The organism is uncultured Bacteroides sp. (assembly GCF_902491285.1).
Taxonomy (GTDB): Bacteria; Bacteroidota; Bacteroidia; order Bacteroidales; family Bacteroidaceae; genus Bacteroides.
The window spans coordinates 18,929-37,781 of record NZ_CABUHK010000028.1 but is presented as its reverse complement, the minus strand read 5'-3'; the positions used below and the strand labels follow the sequence as shown (position 1 = coordinate 37,781).

19 protein-coding genes are annotated in these 18,853 nt (G+C 36.0%); all 19 read left to right on the top strand.

Features of this window, described 5'->3' with window-relative positions:
• The first annotated feature begins 23 nt into the window (after positions 1-23).
• The 19 genes from RDN93_RS09560 to RDN93_RS09470 all read left to right on the top strand — a co-directional run bounded on the left by RDN93_RS09560 (position 24) and on the right by RDN93_RS09470 (position 18,822).
• The gene (locus RDN93_RS09560) at positions 24-2,405 is read left to right on the top strand and encodes a UvrD-helicase domain-containing protein (protein WP_308745299.1); all 2,382 of its coding nucleotides are present in this window, start codon (positions 24-26) and stop codon (positions 2,403-2,405) included.
• A 27-nt stretch (positions 2,406-2,432) separates the two neighbouring features.
• Positions 2,433-3,128 (top strand): glycine zipper family protein, encoded by a 696-nt coding sequence (locus tag RDN93_RS09555; protein WP_308745298.1) that lies wholly within the window; start codon positions 2,433-2,435, stop codon positions 3,126-3,128.
• 464 nt (positions 3,129-3,592) lie between these two features.
• Entirely contained in the window at positions 3,593-3,886 is a 294-nt protein-coding gene (locus tag RDN93_RS09550) for a type II toxin-antitoxin system HicA family toxin (protein WP_308745297.1), read from the top strand.
• 2 nt (positions 3,887-3,888) lie between these two features.
• A complete protein-coding gene (locus tag RDN93_RS09545; RefSeq protein ID WP_308745296.1) occupies positions 3,889-4,236 on the top strand; it encodes a type II toxin-antitoxin system HicB family antitoxin in 348 nt (115 codons plus the stop codon).
• A 276-nt stretch (positions 4,237-4,512) separates the two neighbouring features.
• Entirely contained in the window at positions 4,513-6,075 is a 1,563-nt protein-coding gene (locus RDN93_RS09540) for an ATP-binding protein (protein WP_308745295.1), read from the top strand.
• Between the two features lie 61 nt (positions 6,076-6,136).
• Positions 6,137-7,060, top strand: a complete 924-nt coding sequence (locus RDN93_RS09535) for an Rpn family recombination-promoting nuclease/putative transposase (RefSeq protein WP_308745293.1) — start codon at positions 6,137-6,139, stop codon at positions 7,058-7,060.
• Positions 7,061-7,783: 723 nt separating this feature from the next.
• Positions 7,784-8,827, top strand: coding sequence for a helix-turn-helix domain-containing protein (locus RDN93_RS09530; protein ID WP_308745292.1), 1,044 nt, complete (start codon positions 7,784-7,786; stop codon positions 8,825-8,827).
• Between the two features lie 155 nt (positions 8,828-8,982).
• Complete coding sequence (locus RDN93_RS09525) at positions 8,983-9,222, top strand: NVEALA domain-containing protein (protein WP_024988901.1); 240 nt, start codon at positions 8,983-8,985, stop codon at positions 9,220-9,222.
• 167 nt (positions 9,223-9,389) lie between these two features.
• Positions 9,390-10,445 carry a BF3164 family lipoprotein gene (locus tag RDN93_RS09520; protein WP_308745291.1) on the top strand — a complete coding sequence of 352 codons (1,056 nt, stop codon included), beginning with the start codon at positions 9,390-9,392 and terminating at the stop codon, positions 10,443-10,445.
• Positions 10,446-10,708: 263 nt separating this feature from the next.
• Positions 10,709-11,320 (top strand): DUF1573 domain-containing protein, encoded by a 612-nt coding sequence (locus RDN93_RS09515; RefSeq protein ID WP_308745290.1) that lies wholly within the window; start codon positions 10,709-10,711, stop codon positions 11,318-11,320.
• A gap of 6 nt (positions 11,321-11,326) precedes the next feature.
• Entirely contained in the window at positions 11,327-11,596 is a 270-nt protein-coding gene (locus RDN93_RS09510; protein WP_308745289.1) for a hypothetical protein, read from the top strand.
• Between the two features lie 223 nt (positions 11,597-11,819).
• Entirely contained in the window at positions 11,820-12,260 is a 441-nt protein-coding gene (locus tag RDN93_RS09505) for a hypothetical protein (RefSeq protein WP_308745288.1), read from the top strand.
• A 581-nt stretch (positions 12,261-12,841) separates the two neighbouring features.
• Positions 12,842-13,960 (top strand): helix-turn-helix domain-containing protein, encoded by a 1,119-nt coding sequence (locus tag RDN93_RS09500; protein ID WP_308745287.1) that lies wholly within the window; start codon positions 12,842-12,844, stop codon positions 13,958-13,960.
• Between the two features lie 160 nt (positions 13,961-14,120).
• A complete protein-coding gene (locus RDN93_RS09495; RefSeq protein WP_167965461.1) occupies positions 14,121-14,354 on the top strand; it encodes an NVEALA domain-containing protein in 234 nt (77 codons plus the stop codon).
• A complete protein-coding gene (locus RDN93_RS09490; RefSeq protein ID WP_308745286.1) occupies positions 14,344-15,399 on the top strand; it encodes a BF3164 family lipoprotein in 1,056 nt (351 codons plus the stop codon). The genes RDN93_RS09495 and RDN93_RS09490 overlap by 11 nt, the downstream gene beginning before the upstream one ends.
• Before the next feature lie 207 nt (positions 15,400-15,606).
• A complete protein-coding gene (locus RDN93_RS09485; protein WP_308745285.1) occupies positions 15,607-15,870 on the top strand; it encodes an NVEALA domain-containing protein in 264 nt (87 codons plus the stop codon).
• 77 nt (positions 15,871-15,947) lie between these two features.
• Complete coding sequence (locus RDN93_RS09480; protein WP_308745284.1) at positions 15,948-16,940, top strand: BF3164 family lipoprotein; 993 nt, start codon at positions 15,948-15,950, stop codon at positions 16,938-16,940.
• On the top strand, positions 16,937-17,944 hold the full coding sequence (locus tag RDN93_RS09475; protein ID WP_308745283.1) for a hypothetical protein: 1,008 nt from the start codon (positions 16,937-16,939) through the stop codon (positions 17,942-17,944). The genes RDN93_RS09480 and RDN93_RS09475 overlap by 4 nt, the downstream gene beginning before the upstream one ends.
• Before the next feature lie 2 nt (positions 17,945-17,946).
• A complete protein-coding gene (locus RDN93_RS09470) occupies positions 17,947-18,822 on the top strand; it encodes a DUF1573 domain-containing protein (protein ID WP_308745282.1) in 876 nt (291 codons plus the stop codon).
• Positions 18,823-18,853: the final 31 nt, after the last annotated feature.

Sequence of the window (18,853 nt, the reverse complement as noted above, 5' to 3'; positions counted from 1 at the left end):
ACATTGTTTTTATAATGCTGTTTATGAATACCAATTATATAGAGGAATTGAATGAGAGTCAGTGTGCAGCAGTGACTTACAACGACGGGCCTTCACTGGTGATAGCCGGTGCGGGTTCGGGGAAGACGCGCGTATTGACTTATAAAATTGCCTATTTGCTGGAGAACGGTTACAATCCGTGGAACATCCTTGCGCTGACCTTTACCAATAAGGCAGCCCGTGAGATGAAAGAACGTATTGCCCGCCAGGTAGGTATGGAGCGGGCACGTTATTTGTGGATGGGGACTTTCCATTCCATTTTCTCCCGTATCCTTCGTGCCGAAGCGCAGTATATCGGATTTACTTCCCAGTTTACTATTTATGATACCGCTGATAGTAAGAGTCTGCTCCGTTCCATCATCAAGGAAATGGGGCTTGACGAAAAGACCTATAAGCCGGGAGTCGTGCAATCCCGCATCTCCAATGCCAAGAACCACCTGGTCACTCCGACGGGATATGCTGCCAATAAGGAAGCGTACGAAGGCGATATGGCAGCCAAGATGCCCGCTATCCGTGACATTTATACCCGTTATTGGGAAAGATGCCGCCAGGCGGGAGCCATGGATTTCGATGACTTGCTGGTATATACCTATATTCTGTTCCGTGATTTTCCGGATGTGCTCGCCCGCTATCGGGAGCAGTTCCGCTATGTGCTCGTGGACGAGTATCAGGATACCAACTATGCCCAACATAGTATTGTCCTGCAACTGACCAAAGAGAACCAGCGTGTCTGTGTCGTAGGGGATGACGCGCAAAGTATCTATTCTTTCCGTGGGGCGGATATCGACAATATCCTTTATTTTACGAAAATCTATCCTAATACGAAAGTCTTCAAACTGGAGCAGAATTACCGTTCCACACAGACCATTGTCTGCGCTGCCAACAGCCTGATTGAGAAGAACGAACGTCAGATACGGAAAGCCGTATTCTCAGAGAAGGAGAAAGGGGAAGCTATCGGTGTGTTCCAGGCATACAGTGATGTCGAAGAGGGTGATATTGTGGCGAATAAGATAGCCGAACTGCGCCGTGAACACGATTACGGTTATGCTGACTTTGCCATTCTGTATCGTACGAATGCGCAAAGCCGTATTTTTGAGGAAGCTCTTCGGAAGCGGACGATGCCTTATAAGATTTACGGTGGACTTTCCTTCTATCAACGAAAGGAGATAAAAGACGTTATCGCTTATTTCCGGCTGGTGGTGAATCCGAATGACGAAGAAGCGTTCAAGCGTATCATCAATTATCCTGCCCGCGGTATCGGAGATACTACCGTCGGCAAGATAATATCGGCAGCCACCGATAATGGAGTCAGCCTGTGGGCAGCGCTTTGTGAGCCGTTGAGCTATGGTTTGAATATCAACAAAGGGACACATGCGAAACTTCAAGGTTTCCGTGAGTTGATAGAAGGCTTTATTACCGAACAGGCAGAAAAAAACGCATACGAGATTGGAACGGATATTATCCGTCAATCCGGCATTATCAATGATGTCTGTCAAGACACTTCTCCTGAGAATTTGAGCCGCAAGGAAAACATTGAAGAGTTGGTAAACGGTATGAACGATTTTTGTGCTTTACGGCAGGAAGAAGGCAATCCGAATATATCCCTAACTGATTTCCTTTCGGAAATTTCATTGCTTACCGATCAGGACTCCGATAAGGCGGATGACGGGGAAAAGATAACTTTAATGACCGTTCATTCCGCTAAGGGATTGGAATTTAAGAACGTGTTTGTGGTCGGTCTGGAAGAAAACCTGTTCCCTAGCGGCATGGTAGGAGATTCGCCACGTGCGTTGGAAGAGGAGCGTCGTTTGTTTTATGTGGCTATTACCCGTGCGGAAGAACATTGTTATCTGTCGTTTGCCAAAACCCGTTTCCGTTACGGAAAGATGGAGTTTGGAAGTCCCAGCCGTTTCTTGCGTGATATTGATGTTCATTATTTGCGGATGCCGCATGAGGCGGGAGTCAGCCGCTTGGTGGATGAAGGTGCGGGACGTTTCCGCAGGGAGATAGAAGGCGGATTTACCCGTTCTGCTTCTCCGTCACGTGCACCTTTTGGAAGTACTTCTTCTTCTTCTTCTGAACAGCGCGAACGGCCGAAAACGCAGATAATAGCTCCCAGTGTGCCGAGAAACTTGAAGAAGGTAAGTGCGGTAGGTAGCAGTGGGGGAACTCAGGTATCGTCTTCCGGCTCTGCATCGGTGGCAGGAGTGCAAGCCGGACAAATGATAGAGCACGAACGTTTCGGACTGGGAGAAGTGATGAAAGTAGAAGGAACGGGAGATAATGCGAAAGCCACCATCCATTTTAAAAATGCGGGTGACAAACAACTATTATTGCGTTTCGCTCGTTTTAAAGTGGTAGAATAAGAAAAGTAACACTAAATAGAGAGGTTCATGAAGAAACAACTAACAGTAATTTTGCTTTCCGCCTTGATTTTGAGCGGATGTGCGTCGGGGCGTATGGGGAATCCGGGAGCTATCATGGCAGGTGCTTCTATCGGAGGCAGTCTGGGTGGTTCGATAGGTGGACTTATCGGAGATAATAATCGTGGCTGGCGCGGCGGTTACCGTGGTTCTGCCATCGGAAATATTGTAGGAACCATTGCCGGGGCAGCTATCGGAGGCGCGTTGACTGCACCTAAACAAGACCCGATAGAAGATGACGCCTACGTTCCTGAGGTGCGTGAAGTCCGTGTTCAGAAATACAAGAAACAGCCGCAGCAGGTTCAGCGCCCGCTTACCCAACTGAAATTGCGCAGGATTCGTTTTATTGATGATAACCGCAGTCATGTGATTGATGCAGGGGAGAACAGTAAGATAATCTTTGAAATTATGAACGAAGGCCGGAAGCCCGTATATAATGTGGTTCCTGTCGTAGAAACGGTCGGAAAGGTGAAACATCTCGGCATCTCTCCTTCGGTGATGATAGAGGAAATCCTTCCGGGCGAAGGTATCCGATACACTGCCTCGATTCATGCGGGCGAAAGACTGAAAGACGGTGAAGTGACTTTCCGTGTAGCAGTGGCGGACGAGAACGGAATGATTTGCGATTCGCAGGAATTTACCCTGCCTACACAGCGCGGAAACTAAGGAAAACAGCCGGAAATATTCGGTTTAAATATAGTGACGGTATGTGCCCGGGATAGTGACGCTATCCTGAGCACATACCGTCACTATGTTGGTGGGATAGCGTCACTATTTTAATAGCCATCTCCATATAGGAATTACATGTATTTTTTTGTTGTCGATAGTTATTTCCTCAGTTTCGTCATCAGTCAGAATTATTCCTTCGGTGAGGCTATAGGCATTAAGTGCGGAAATTTATTGTAAAGATATAGAGACCTTCATTAGAAACGAATGGAAAGAAGTAAAAGCTCTCATTAGTAATGAGCGAAAATATATAAAATCGTTCATTACTAATGAATGCTATTGCACTCAAATGATTTTCGCTTGTTTTGCATGTATGTTAAATATGGGTATTGATGAATAAAAAACATAATAATAGCTTGTATATGATACTAAATTTAGTATCTTCGCGTAAACCAATATGAAATATGGGTACAAAAGAAAAGCTTATAGAACGTTTCCTTACGCTGCCCAAGGACTTCACGTATGATGAAGTGAAACGTTTGTTCGGTTTATTTGGCTATAACGAGGGCAGTAAAGGCAGTACGTCCGGTTCACGTGTTGAATTCATCAGTTCAGATGGAAAGGATTCATATATTATGCACAAACCTCATCCATCAAACATAATGAAAGGATATGTAATGAAGCAATTACTAGTCTACATTCGTGAAAATAAGCTGATTGAGAAGTATGAACAGAGTAAAGAACAAAAAGCAAAGTAGTTATGGGACAGTTAAAGTACAAAGGCTATTCAGGTAGCGTGGAATATAGCGAAGAAGATAATTGTTTGTTCGGCAAGGTTCTTGGTCTTAGAAAAGATAGCATCACCTACGAGGGTGAAACCATCGGTGAATTGAAAAGTGATTTTGAAGGTGCTATTGATGATTATCTTGCAAGTTGCAAAGATCGTGGAGTGGAACCTGCTAAACCTTATAGTGGGAAACTCATTGTCCGTATGCCGTCCGACCTTCATGGAATGGTGGCGATGGCAGCAGCCAATGCAGGTACGACTATTAATGAATTTATTAATAGAGCTGTATCAAAAGAGCTAGAAAATGATTTGGCTATTTAAGTGTTGATTGAAAACATGATAAAGACAACGCTTCCATTCATACTGGGAGCGTTTCTTTTTATTGATAGATAGTATATTACATTCTTATTTTTGATAGGATATTGTTTTTCTTTTATTGGAATTGGCTATTCATCCTACTGCCGAGGAGGTGAAGGCTTGGTTGGAGAAACTACTTTCATATTAAAATAAGACCATGTATTAAAATAGGGCACTTTATTTGAAATCAAACAGTATTCTGCTTACCTTTGCTTGCACGAAGAAATAAAAGTGATTTATATGAAAGAGATGTTTAGAAGATATCCTATTGGCATACAGAATTTTGAGCAATTACGTAACTTAAATTGCGTATATATTGATAAAACAGCATTGGTTTATCAGTTAGTTCATACTGAAAAGTTTTATTTCTTTAATCGTCCCCGCCGCTTCGGAAAAAGTCTTCTAGTCTCTACTCTGGAAGCCTATTTCTCCGGGAAAAAAGATTTATTTAAAGGACTGGCAATAGAGCAGTTGGAACAGGAATGGACTGTTTATCCTGTGTTGCATATTGATTTCAGCAGAACTAAATATACCGCTATTGAAGATTTGCAGGAACAATTGAATCTTTATCTGAGCGGATGGGAGAGGACTTATGGGAAAAATGAAGAAGAAACGAGTTATGCAGCCCGTTTGACAGGTTTGCTTCAACGAATTTATCAACAGACAGGAAAGCAGGTTGTCGTATTGATTGACGAATATGATGCACCTTTATTGGATAGTAATAGTGACTCTGCTTTACAAGGACAATTACGAACCGAGATGCGTAAATTCTTCAGTCCTCTCAAAGCCCAAGGGCAATATCTTCGTTTTTTATTTCTGACAGGTATCAGTAAATTTAGTCAGATGAGCATATTCAGTGAGTTAAACAACCTGCAGAATATCAGTATGAGTGATGATTACAGTACTATTTGCGGTATTACAGAGCCGGAATTGCGGAGTCAGATGCAACCGGATATTGAGAGGATAGCCCAAGCGAACAATGAGACTTATGAAGAAGCCTGCCAGCATTTGAAACGGCAATATGACGGTTATCATTTCAGTGAACATTGTGAAGATATTTATAACCCGTTCAGTCTTTTCAATGCTTTTTCTCAAAGAAAATATAAAAGTTTCTGGTTCTCTACCGGCACACCCACTTTCTTGATTGAGATGTTACAGCGAATGGACTTCAATCTCAATCTCTTGGAGAAGATGGAAGTGAAAGATGAGGACTTTGATAAAGCGACAGAGGTTATCACCGATCCGATTCCTATACTTTATCAGAGCGGTTATCTGACTATTAAAGGATATGAACCTCTTTTCCGTACATACACGTTAGGTTATCCTAACGAAGAAGTTAAAATAGGCTTTATTGAGACGCTGATCCCTTCCTATCTCAATCAACCCACCCGCGAAAGTAATTTCTATGTAGTCTCTTTTGTAAGGGATTTGATGAAAGGTGATATTGAGCAATGTCTGCTTCGTACCCGTTCTTTCTTCTCTTCTATTCCTTATGATTTGGAGAATAATCAGGAAAAACACTATCAAACCATCTTTTACTTGCTGTTCCGTTTGATGGGGCAATATGTGGATGTAGAGGTAAAGAATGCCATTGGCAGGGCCGACGTGGTAATCAAAATGCCTGACGCGGTTTATGTACTTGAATTCAAGGTGGATGGTACTCCTGGAGAGGCATTGGCGCAAATTAATAGTAAACAATATGCCATCCCTTATGAGATAGACCATCGCAAGGTTGTTAAAGTTGGAGTGAATTTCGATAGCGCAACGCGGACTTTGGGAGAGTGGGAGATAGAATATTCTTAGACAGAAATAAATTGAATCATATATACTTGAAATCAAACATTTTCTGCTTACCTTTGTTTGCATGAAAAAAGAAAACGGGAAAGGAGACGAACTTATGGCAAGTAATTATATTCGTTTCGATTGGGCAATGAAACGCTTGTTGCGTAATAAAGCCAATTTTGCAGTTCTCGAGGGCTTTCTTACCACTCTTCTAAATGAAAAGATAGTCATTCAGAAGCTGTTGGAAAGTGAGAGCAATCAAGAGGATGAGTTTGACAAGTATAATCGGGTGGATATGCTTGCGGAAAACTCAAAGGGTGAACTTATTTTGATTGAAGTTCAAAATAATAATGAGTATGCGTATTTCCAACGTATGTTATTCGGCACTTCGAAATTGGTGACCGAATACATAAACCGCGGGGAAGGGTATGACAAAGTAAGGAAAGTATATAGTGTCAATATTGTATATTTCTCTTTAGGGAGTGGAAAGGATATTGTATATCATGGAAAAACTGAATTCCGCGGAATCCATCAGGGAGATGTTTTGGAATTGACTCCTTTCCAGAAACAGACGTTCAAAGTAGATAGTGTCAGTCAGCTTTATCCCGAATATTATATTTTGAAGGTCAATGATTTTAATCAAGTGGCCCGGAGTCCATTGGAAGAATGGATTTATTATATGAATACTGGTGATATACCTGATAGTGCGACAGCGCCGGGGTTGGATGAGGCTCGTCAACGCCTGAAACTGGATAAGATGACTAAAGAAGAATTAAATGCATATTATCGTCATTTGGATAATATAGTGATTCTACGTGACAATATATATACCGAGCGTGCGGAAGGTCGCATGGAAGGACGTATGGAAGGTCGTGCAGAGGGACTTATGGAGGGTCGCATGGAAGAAAAAAGAGAAATGGTACATAATATGAAATCTTTGAATATTCCACTTGATACCATTTCTCAAGTTACAGGACTATCCATTGAAGAAATAAAAAGTTTGTAGTAGGATTGCCACAGAAAATTGTGAATTTTAAAATGATAAAGACAACGCTTCCATTTATACTGGGAGCGTTTTTTTATTCATAAAAATAGGATACTGTATGCGTTTCTCTTGCTTGAAATCTGAACAGTGCATGGCGCGCAAGCAAATATGCGAGTAATCAGGCATTATGAAAATCTGTATTGCTTCTGCTTATATGTTATTGTGGTGCATATAGTTTGTAATAAAGTGCTAATTATGATATTTCGTCAGAGAATTGTGGGGCTATATCGTATTTTGCTACATCAGTTTATTGTAGTAAAAAGCATGGAATAGCTGAAAATATGCAGGTTGTTTAGAGTCACACCGATGAATACATCGTTGGTCGGTGAGAAAAGCATTGATCCTCACCGACCAACGATGCGTTCCTTTTAAAGGAACGGAGCTTAATCAAGAGAGAATAACTTGTTTTTATTCCTCATTTATGCAGTTTTTAGCTCATGAATAGCATATTCTTGCATTAATTTATGCATTTATTTTTCTATTTGCTCGATTTTGAGTTGAATATTAAAAGGGAGAATCTTAAAAATAGAACAGAATCTCTTATTCTGAGAGACACGGTTGACATTCCATGCTCTGTTGAGACTGCAAGAATCTTGCTTTTCTCACTATAGATATTGTTTGGCTTATTCGTGAATTTAATTAAATAATGTTATCTTTGTGGTTGAAAAGGAACTAAAATGAAACATGATGAGAACTTATAATGTTATTTTGTTGTTTATTGTTGCCTGCATTGGTGGAGTTGTATTTTTCTTTGCTTGTAAATACACTTATGAGTCCAAGCTATCTGTTTTTAAACAAAAGGCAAAAAGCACTTTTATTGAGGCTGTTGATCAGGAAGTGAAAAGACGGAATGTGGAAGGTCCTTTGGTATCATATTTTGATCCAAAATATGTAGCTGCTGATGTACCGGATTCTGTTTGTATTAGAGATTCTTTGGGGATACATGAGTATCCTTTAGATCGGAATAAGCATTATATGAATATAACAAGCAATAGAGATTTACGTGCTTTGCATAGTTACACCTTTGGGAAGCACCCTATTATTGCAGATTCATTAAATATTATTTGGAGAGAATATTTGTTGGAAGCTCATCTTCCTGTTGAATCTGCTTTGTCTGTTTCAGTAACGGATGAAAAGGGAAAAGTAAAATCTTGTAATAAAACACAATGTGAATGGTGTAATTTCTCAAATATAGTATTTACAGTTTATATTGGTTATGCTTGTGAAATAGAAGTGAAAGGGTATATCTATTATTCCATATGGAGTATAATACATTTTGAACTTTTACTCTATTTATTACTGTGTATTTTTATTGTTTATGGAATGTATAAAACTTGGATCTTAGTTCGGAAAAAGCTCGTTTTAATGCAACAAAAGAATACTATAGAAGTCTTAAAAATAGTGAAAGAGATAGATAGTACTCCTGTACGTTCCTATATGTTAAAAAAGGATATGATATTTTATGCGGAGAAAAAGACTATAGAATTCAGAGGGATAAAAACAAGACTTTCCCCTCAGGCTAATGAATTGTTGGAGTTGTTTTTGAATAATAAAGAAAAGCATTATATTTTAAAAGATGATGAAATAATGAGTAAATTGTGGCCTAATAGGAAGGAGCGTGTGGAAAATGTTCATAAAGCGGTAGGTCGTTTACGTAATATACTTCATAAACTAGACTCTGATATTGACATAAAGAGAGGAGTTGAAACTTATCAATTGATTCTTTAGTCATTTTAGCGAATAAATTAGAAGATTATAAGTGCCGATGAAATCGGTGTTTTTTGAAAAAATGCAGTTGGTCCGAAATGGTCCGCTGCTTTTTTTGTCTATATCCTACCAATCTTCTACTTTTGCTCACATAATTAATTCTATAAAAAAGTACAATGAAAAAGTTATCTGTTTTTTTATTTTTATTATGTATAGTGGCTATTGCAGCCATTAAAAAGCAAAGTTCTCATCAAGATAAAGTGAGTTCATTACTTTTATATAATATTGAAGCATTAGCTGCTGGTGAAACTATGCGACCGGTTAGATGTTTGGGTAGAGGATCCATAGATTGTCCTGCATCGCATGATAAAGTTGATTATGTTGCCGAAGGATACAGCCTTGAAAAGTGGCGTTAGCTTCCTGTTTCTTTGTCTTTTATTTCTGTTTTCTTGTAATAATAGCCATAAGGAATATGGAAAAAATGTATTTCCCTATTCTGGATTCCTGCAAGAAAAAGAATTGATATGTAGAGACATTGTTAATATGTTTTTATATAGCCTAATAATAAATATATAATAATACAATGAATATCCATAAATCATATATAATACTGTTTTTTATAGTATTGGTTGCTTGTTCAGATAAGGATGGAAGTAACTATCAAGATGCAATTACTATTGAATATAAGGATTTTACATCTATCCAAAAATTGACAGGGAAAGTATTTTTATCAGATAAAGAAGTATTAAAACCTATGCGTGTTTATGTCTGTGATACTATTTTAGTAACAATGAATCCAATGGAGAAGAAATTGTTTCATCTTTTTGATTTAAATTCTAAAAGAAAAATAGGTCAGCGGATTTCTTTAGGACAAGGACCGAACGAAATGATTCGTCCTTCTATTATAAAATTTGATGAGAATCAAATCATAATATTCGATGTTGCCACCTTTACGTTATTCACATATGATACAACAGATTTTATTTCAAATGAAAATACACTTCCTATAGAAAGAAAAACATTAGAATTACAGGCATATGGTGAAGTTGGTTTACTTTCTGATTGTTTTATAGGGTCGACTTATAATCCAAAGAACCAATTTATAAAATTTAATAATGCAGGAAATAAAGTCAGTGAATTCGGTTATTATCCAGAAGTGGCAGGCTTGTCATATACTGATGATGAAAAATTGGAGGCTTTTAAATTTTCTTTTGTAACTAATATGAAAGATAGGATTGCTGTTTGTTATAAATGGACAGATTTAATTGATATCTATGATCAAAACGGGCAATTGAAAAAAAGAATTCATGGACCTGAGCAATCGTATGCGCGTTTTAAGGAATTCCATAATGGTAATGCTATTGCCGCTACTCCTGATAAAGATAACAAAGATGCATATTTTTTTCCATATAATGTTGGAGATGATTTTTTTGTATTATTTAATGGTAAGCCTTGGAATCCGGATGCAAAGGAAGCGGAATTACCGGATCGTATATTGGTTTTTGGATGGGATGGCTCTCCTCAAAAAATATACTCTTTAGATCAAGGAATTATAAATTTTGCTGTTGACAAAATCCATAAAAAGATTTATGGAATTAGTAGCTCGCCTGAATTTCATGTCGTGGAATTTTCATTTTAATAATCGGACAGTAATGAAAGGTGGAATTTTCATATTATTGCTATTAATATTGATATCATGTTCAAATAGAAATGATAGTAATATAACTTCTCTTTTGAAAGAGTGGGAACAGAAAGAAATTCTGTTCCCTAAAAAAAATATATTTTACAACAATGTTGAGGGATACTATATATTATAATCTTAACTGTGAATATAAGATATTGACGTATGTTGATTCAATAGGATGTACTAGTTGTAAACTGCAATTACCGGCATGGGATATATTGATTAAAGAAATTGATTCTTTATATGTTGATAAGGTGAATTTTATTTTTTCTCCTCATAGAATTAAAGAAATTCATCATGCTATATTGACCTCCAATTTTAACTATCCAGTATGTGTGGATGATCTGGATAGTATTACAAAACTTAATAATTTTCCTTCTGATTCAAGGTTTCATACATTCTTATTGGATAGAAATAATAAAGTTATGGCAATTGGTAATCCGATACAGAATCCTCGTATTAAAGAACTTTATTGGAATATAATTTCAGGCAGACTAGATTCATCTTTGTTGGATAATCAACCGCTAACTACTGTTTCACTTTCTTCGTCTCAAATAGAAATGGGTAATTTTTCTTGGGAGAAGGAGCAAGAGGTAGAATTCGAAATCTGCAATACTGGAGAAATCCCATTAGTAATTAATGATGTGATTACGTCTTGTGGTTGTGTTACTGCAAAATACGTTAAGAAACCATTTAACCCTCATGAAATAGCAAAGATGAAAATAATTTATAAATCAGAGCGCCTGGAACGTTTTGATAAGACTATTACAGTTTATTGTAATGCATCTAATGCACCATTACGAGTGAAAGTTACTGGAAATGCCCATTAAAAGTGTATGAACAGGAATTTTAAATATACTTTAGTTATTGTACTTGTTATCATGTTAGTTGGAAAAGTAATAATAAACTCTCTTAGAAAAGAGAATGTTACTTCTTTGGAAACAGTGTTACAAGTGGCTGGTGAAAATAGACAAGAATTGGAAAAGGTGCTTCATTATTATCGAATAAATTTGCCAGACAGTCTAAAATATAAAGCAGCCAATTTTCTAATCGAAAATATTCCTTTTTATACTTATTCTGATAGAGAACAATTCCTTGTGCCATAGACTTTGTTCCTGTACGAAGTTATATAAATGCCGGGTATTTTTGGTTGACAATATGGAATAAGGATGGAGAGGAGTATATGACTGACTTCCCACAAAAATTGCGACCTGTACGGAAGAACTGGTGGTATCGGTGGGATGACAGTTCCAAAGTGTATAGATATACTTTTAGTGTGAACAGAGAACTGTATGAGCAAATGGTGAAGAAGTATATCCATTTTGGCGTTTGCCGAAATTTACGGACGTAACTCATGAATATGGCTATAGCTTTAAAAAAAAGTTAGTTATTCCTTTAGACAAACAGTATAAAACGAAACGGAGTGGAAAAATAGCTTATCTATGTGTCAGTGATAGAGATCGTTGGACTCCCGTTGACTGGGCTGAATATGATGCAGGTTGTCTAGTGTTTCAGTATGTACGGAATGGTTCGTTTATGAGAGTGGCTACTTATGAGAATGGAGAGTTATGCTTTTTGACCGATCCTTTTTATGTTGATAAACAGAGTAATGAGATTTGTTATTATCCTGCTGGGAAAGAGAAGGAGGATGTGGTATTATATGCAAAATGTAATATCGAAATAGAAAACAGGTTCAGAAATAAAATGATAGGAGGAGTTTTTGAAGGGAGTAACCATCCTGACTTTCTGGAAAAGAACATGGTGTGCTAGTAAATATGTGAGCAATCAGGTATTATGGAAATCTGTGGTGCTTCTATTTATATATTATTATGGTACCTGTTGTTTGCAATAATGCCCTAATTGTATATATCTGTCGGAAGATTGGGAATCTATATAATATTTTGCTATATCTGTTTTTGCAGAATAAGGCATGAAATAGCCGGAAATATACGGGCTATATCGAGCCATACCGATGAACACATCGTTGGTCGGTGAGAAAAGTATCGATCCTCACCGAGCAACGATGTGTTCCTTTTAAAAGAACGGAGCTTAGTTAGGGGAGAATACCCCGTTTTTTATTCCTCATTTATGCAGTTTTTAGCTCATAAATAGCATATTCTTACATTTGTTTATGCATTTATTTTTCTATTTGCTCGATTCTGAATTGAATATTAAAAGGAGAAATCTTAAAAATAGAACAGAATCTCTTATTATGAGGGACATAGCTGGCACTTCATTCTGCCATGAAACTGCTAAAATAGTGCTTTTTTATACTATGATATTGCTTGGCTTATTCGTTGATTGGTATAAATAATATTATCTTTGTGGTCAAAAATAATGTAAAATGAAACATGATGAGGACTTATAATATTATTCTGTTAGCCATTTCTGTTTGTATTGGTGGAGTTATATTCTTCTTTGCTTGCAAGTACACTTATGAATCGAAATTATCAGAACTTAAGAAGAAAGCGGAAGTAGCCTTTGATGAGGCAATAAATCAGGAGCTGATAAACAGGAATTTGAAGGGTGATATTTCGCTTAATTTTAATCTAGCTACAGTGACTGATGATGTTTCGAGTATTGTTTATTGGGAAGATGAGTCAGGAAGACATGAGTATTTGCTTGATATAGAGAAAAGTACCCTGAATATAACTGATGATACTAATGTACGTCTTTTGCATTCTGTTGCATTTAAAAAGAAACCACTTCAACCTGATTCTTTGAATGTTAGATGGAGAACACAATTGGAATTATCAACTATTATTTTAAAATCAGCTTTGTGCATATCCTTAACGAGCACTGATGGTGGTGTAAAATTGCAAAATACATATCAGAGCGAATGGTGTAACTCTTCCAATATAGTATTTACCCGATATATAGGTTATGCTTGTGAGATAGAAGTAAAGGGTTACTTATATTATTCTATATGGAGTATGATTTATAAAGAGATACTATTGTATTTATCATTATATTTGATTTTGGGATATGGATTTTATAAGTCTTTTATTGCTCTTCGTCGCAAGATACATTCATTTCATAGTAAAGAGATAGTGGAAATTATAAATGAGGTTCCTGTTGAAGTGATAAAGGAAGTTCCTGTAGAAATTCATGTAATCGAAGAAGTTCAGAAAGTGAGTACTACTCCCATACGCTCATACAAATTGGGTGAACATATAATATTTTATGCAGACCGTAATGTTGTAATGGTAGATGGCATTGAGAAAAAAAATCAGGCTCAAGCTTGTTTGCTTTTGGAATTATTTCTAAATGCAAGTAATAATGACTATATTCTAAAAGATAATATAATTATAGATACATTGTGGTCTGATGGTTCAGGTAATGACAAACGAATGCATAAAGCGGTTGGACGTTTACGTTCATTTATCAATGGAATAGATCCTTCATTAAATATATTAAGGAAAGTTGGTGCATATCAACTAATTATTTCAGAGAATCCTTCTTTTGAGTAAGACAGCTAAAATATCGATGAAATGGGAATATTTTAATTTGCATTTGATTATTAGAGAAAAAAATATTGCCATGTCCGAAATGGTCAGCAGCATAGTTTGCTAATCTGTTTTTTCACTACTATTTTTGTTGCCATAATTAATCTTATAACACAAAGATAGTATGAAGAAATTAATAGTTTTGTTATTGTGTATGGTAGCTGCTTTGTCTACTAAATATTTTGTTTCACATAGTAATAGTAAAGTGCATAATACTTTTCTATTATATAATGTTGAAGCGTTAGCTGCTGGTGAGCACGCGGCCATTACTCGTTGTTATGGAACTGGTTCCTTAGATTGTCCTGTATCTCATAAAAAGGTTGAATATATTTTTGGAGGATATAGCCTTGAAGAATAGTATTCTTCTTCTTTTTTTATTTCTCTTTATTTCTTGCAAAACGAAATATAAGGAATATGCAGACAATGTATTACCTTATTCCAGATTTCCGCAAGAAAAAGAATTGAAAGGAGAAGTAATAGAGCTTGATACAGCCTTGTTCCGTTATCCTTTTCGGATACGGATAGAAGGGGATAAAGCCATTGTGATGGATTTACATGGTTCCGATTATTATGGGCATTTATTCCAATACCCAAGTTTCCGGTATCTATCTTCTTTTGGTAGACGAGGCGATTCTCCCATAGAAATGTTGTCGATGGAAAACTTCCGTTTGTATAACCATGAATTATGGACTTTAGATGCTAACAAAAGCGAATTAACTAGGTTAGATTTTTCTTCATCCGGTGATTCACTGCTTCGTGAGGAAACGGTAACATTGGATGAAGATATACTTCGACCACTTGATTTTGCCATATATAATGATACGACATTTGTCATTCCTGACTATTCAGGTGAGAGCCGTTTTTTGAAGGTTAGTTGTGAGGGTAAGCTAATCGAGAAAATAGGAGCTATACCAACAACAAATGAGAAAGCCTTGCAAGAAGCTCGTCCAGCATTAGCACAGGCATGGCGTAGCTTTTTAGATTATAATCCTCATAATAGTATTTTGGCTGCTGTTACTCAGTTGGGAGAAGTGGTTGAAGTTTATAATTTAAAAGATAGTACTCATGTAATTCGTATCGGTGAGCATGACGAACCTGAATTTAAAATATCAGACGGATATGGTATACCGACGGGTATTATGGGTTTTAGCGATGTGCAAGTAACTAATAGTGCCATTTACGCGGTGTTTCATGGAACGCCTTTTAAGGAGATAGCGAGACAAAGTGGAAAACTTCCTGACGGAGGAAAATACATTTATGTATTTAGTTTGAAAGGAGAACCGATGTGTAAATATGTACTCGACCATTATATATATGGTATTTGGGTAGATGAAGCTACTAAAACAATAATGGCGACAGATGTAAATAACGATCAGCCAATACTGAAATTTAGCTTTGGTTGAATGAGATAATTAACCTGATTAAAAGGAGCAGAATGATGAGTTTGTTCATCTTGCCGGATTTGCTTACATATCATCTGCTCCTAAACCTTTAAAAAAGATTCCGATGCAAACATAAGAATAAAAAATTAATGTAGCAAACTATTGCTATTCTGTTGAAATGATAGATACGGAAGAAAAACGAAAAAGTACAAATTAAAAAACTACAAAATGAAAAAGAAAATAATGGGGCTTATAGCTGTCGTTGCTATTGCTGCTATCGCGGGATACAATATGTTTACTTCACCAAATGATGTGAAGCTGTCTAGTTTAGTTATGGTAAATATGGAGGCGTTAGCTCAAGGCGAATCCTCAGGAGGAAATTGTGAGCCCTCAGATAGTCAGGAATGTTGTGTCTGTAATGGCGTTCACTATACTTATCAGGCTTCTGTTAATAGAAGCTGCGATACACAAAGTGACTGTAGTCACTGGTAATAATTGAGTTGAATTAAGCTACCTTATAAGAAAATCATCAGTATTTATCTGTTAAGGTGGCTTTTATAAATATTACTATGTATAAAAATATAATTATAATTATTGTATTCTTTTTAATTAGTTCTTGTGCTTTAAAAAGAACTGATGTTCAAAGAATTAACTTGCAATCACAAGTGCTGAATGATGAAATATTCACTATGATGCCTGGAGATTTGCTCTTGGTTGACAATTATTTAGTTTGGTCTGATCCATTTGCTCGAGATTATTTCTTGCATGTACATAGTTCATTAACTGGTGAAGAATTAGGGGTAATGGGAAAGATAGGAGAAGGACCTAAAGAATTTGTTACGCCCGTAATTAATAGATATTGTGTAAATCATCAAATTTTCGCAGTAGATGCTAATGGAAAGACAATTGGTTACTTGTCTATTGATAGTTTGATAAATGGTAAAGAGCCATTTTGCGAGGTAACAGATAAAGAAAACGAGATGAAGATGGAAAAAATGGATCATGATTTGTATATTAAATCTACTGATAATGGTTCAGATGCATATTTTCGAACAATAATAGATGGGCAAAAGTCATTTTGGGGCGTTTATCCAATACCTGAAATGAAAGAACATATTGGCAGTTATAAATCTTACGATCCAGTGGAAGGATTATTTGTTTTTTCTTCTTTTAATTTCCCGTATTTAGCTTTATATAAGAGAGAAAAATCAACTTTTACTTTACAATGGGAGCATAAATCAGATGAAGAAAATTATATCATTACAAATGAGAAAATCGTCTTTGATAGAAAAATAAAGGGAGTACGTGATGTATGCATGAGTAAAGACTATATTATTACTTTGGAGCGTGATCGTGAAAAAGATCCTATGGATGAAACAACAGTTCGTCGAGATATAAGTAAATGTCCTCATACTGTGTTTTTGTATGATTATGCGGGACGTTTATTAAGGATTGTAGATGTCGGGATGCCTATCATGCGAATAGCAGCCAATAGAAATAGTAATATACTATATATGATAGGTGGTAATCCTGATTATGTATTAGCTAAATGTGAATTATGAGAATTAGATTGTTGACTATAGTGATTTGGGGAGAGATTTGTTTGATGGGTTGTGTTCCATCTTCATCTACAGTGGTGCCACTTGTATACAGCAACATCTTTCCTAAAGATACTACTGTCATTTTAGAAAAAGTGCCGATGTATCCTGCTCAATTTAATCCTCGGTGTATCTTGTTGAGTAATGAGAGAATTCTAGTACGTACTTCAACTTTGGATAATGCTGTCTATTCTGTATTTTCTTATCCAGAAATGAAACATTTATCATATTGTGGTGAACAATCTGAGTTTATTGTGCCTTTGGAGCAGTTTAATGATGAACTTTATTTGGTTCGTAATGATTCATTATATTTTTATAAATGGATTGAAGGTGACTCATTGAAGTTATCTTCAACCTCTTTTTTTTGTAATATAATGGGGCAACAAATGTTAGGAGTTGCTAAGCTGAATGATAATTTGTATGCTTATACTAACAATTGTTTTGATAAAGGAATGAACGAATTTTTTATGATAAATTTATCTCAAAAACAAAAGGAACCTAAAGGCGTATATCCAGATACACATGTAAATTTTAGTTCTATCAGTGATTTTAAATCAGCTTATGCTCACGAAATTATAGCAAAGCCTGATGGAAGCCGTTTATTGGTGTTTTACTATAGGACACGGCGTTGTCGTATTTATAACCCAAACGGTGTATTACTTCGTGACATTTTGTTGAATTACGAACCTTGCCAGACTATTATAGATACTGATATAAAGAGACGATTCTTGCATATAAGAGATGCATATGTTACTAATAATATGATTTATTTGTTGTGTCCGGATACAAAAGAAGCAAACTCACCTTCCAGTTTACTAGTTGCAAATTGGGATGGAGAATTTAAAGCTATATATCATTTAGGGCAAACTATATCTTATTTTTTTATAGATGAGTTATTGAATTGCTTTTATGGTGTAAACTCTAATGATCCCTATCATTTTTATAAGTTAAAATTAAGCAAGAATTGATTATGAAATATATTGTGTATATAATTTTTCTTTCCATTTGTATATTCTCTTGTCAAAATGAAAAGAGTATACAAGCTGAGAGAATATTAAAGAAATGGATAGATAAAGAGATTGTTTTTCCTGAAAATCTTCATTTTAGTATTCAAGGAAGTGAAAGAGCTTCGAATTTTGCTATACATGATAGTGAATTTAAGATAGTAGCATATGTAGACTCTATGGGGTGTACCAGTTGTAAGTTACATTTATCTGAATGGAACAATTATATTAATAATATTGATTCTATTTATCCTAATAAAGTTCAGTTTTTATTTTTCTTTTTTCCCAAAAATGGACGTGATATATACCTTACCTTAAGAGTGGAAAGATTCATATATCCAATTTGTATTGATACATTGGATGTCTTAAATAAAATAAATCACTTTCCTTCTGATATGCAATACCAGACTTTTTTATTAGATAAAAATAATAAAGTTATGGCAATTGGTAATCCGATACAGAATCCTCGTATTAAAGAACTTTATTGGAATATAATTTCAGGCAGACTAGATTCATCTTTGTTGGATAATCAACCGCTAACTACTGTTTCACTTTCTTCGTCTCAAATAGAAATGGGTAATTTTTCTTGGGAGAAGGAGCAAGAGGTAGAATTCGAAATCTGCAATACTGGAGAAATCCCATTAGTAATTAATGATGTGATTACGTCTTGTGGTTGTGTTACTGCAAAATACGTTAAGAAACCATTTAACCCTCATGAAATAGCAAAGATGAAAATAATTTATAAATCAGAGCGCCTGGAACGTTTTGATAAGACTATTACAGTTTATTGTAATGCATCTAATGCACCATTACGAGTGAAAGTTACTGGAAATGCCCATTAAAAGTGTATGAACAGGAATTTTAAATATACTT

What these genes read in the sequence shown, in the direction of transcription:
- RDN93_RS09495 (WP_167965461.1), top strand. Translation starts at nt 14,121, where the DNA reads ATGAAGAAATTAATAGTTTTGTTATTGTGTATGGTAGCTGCTTTGTCT.
- RDN93_RS09500 (WP_308745287.1), top strand. Translation starts at nt 12,842, where the DNA reads ATGATGAGGACTTATAATATTATTCTGTTAGCCATTTCTGTTTGTATT.
- RDN93_RS09520 (WP_308745291.1), top strand. Translation starts at nt 9,390, where the DNA reads ATGAATATCCATAAATCATATATAATACTGTTTTTTATAGTATTGGTT.
- RDN93_RS09540 (WP_308745295.1), top strand. Translation starts at nt 4,513, where the DNA reads ATGAAAGAGATGTTTAGAAGATATCCTATTGGCATACAGAATTTTGAG.
- RDN93_RS09475 (WP_308745283.1), top strand. Translation starts at nt 16,937, where the DNA reads ATGAGAATTAGATTGTTGACTATAGTGATTTGGGGAGAGATTTGTTTG.
- RDN93_RS09555 (WP_308745298.1), top strand. Translation starts at nt 2,433, where the DNA reads ATGAAGAAACAACTAACAGTAATTTTGCTTTCCGCCTTGATTTTGAGC.
- RDN93_RS09525 (WP_024988901.1), top strand. Translation starts at nt 8,983, where the DNA reads ATGAAAAAGTTATCTGTTTTTTTATTTTTATTATGTATAGTGGCTATT.
- RDN93_RS09480 (WP_308745284.1), top strand. Translation starts at nt 15,948, where the DNA reads ATGTATAAAAATATAATTATAATTATTGTATTCTTTTTAATTAGTTCT.
- RDN93_RS09535 (WP_308745293.1), top strand. Translation starts at nt 6,137, where the DNA reads ATGAAAAAAGAAAACGGGAAAGGAGACGAACTTATGGCAAGTAATTAT.
- RDN93_RS09530 (WP_308745292.1), top strand. Translation starts at nt 7,784, where the DNA reads ATGATGAGAACTTATAATGTTATTTTGTTGTTTATTGTTGCCTGCATT.
- RDN93_RS09510 (WP_308745289.1), top strand. Translation starts at nt 11,327, where the DNA reads ATGAACAGGAATTTTAAATATACTTTAGTTATTGTACTTGTTATCATG.
- RDN93_RS09470 (WP_308745282.1), top strand. Translation starts at nt 17,947, where the DNA reads ATGAAATATATTGTGTATATAATTTTTCTTTCCATTTGTATATTCTCT.
- RDN93_RS09545 (WP_308745296.1), top strand. Translation starts at nt 3,889, where the DNA reads ATGGGACAGTTAAAGTACAAAGGCTATTCAGGTAGCGTGGAATATAGC.
- RDN93_RS09485 (WP_308745285.1), top strand. Translation starts at nt 15,607, where the DNA reads ATGAAAAAGAAAATAATGGGGCTTATAGCTGTCGTTGCTATTGCTGCT.
- RDN93_RS09550 (WP_308745297.1), top strand. Translation starts at nt 3,593, where the DNA reads ATGGGTACAAAAGAAAAGCTTATAGAACGTTTCCTTACGCTGCCCAAG.
- RDN93_RS09560 (WP_308745299.1), top strand. Translation starts at nt 24, where the DNA reads ATGAATACCAATTATATAGAGGAATTGAATGAGAGTCAGTGTGCAGCA.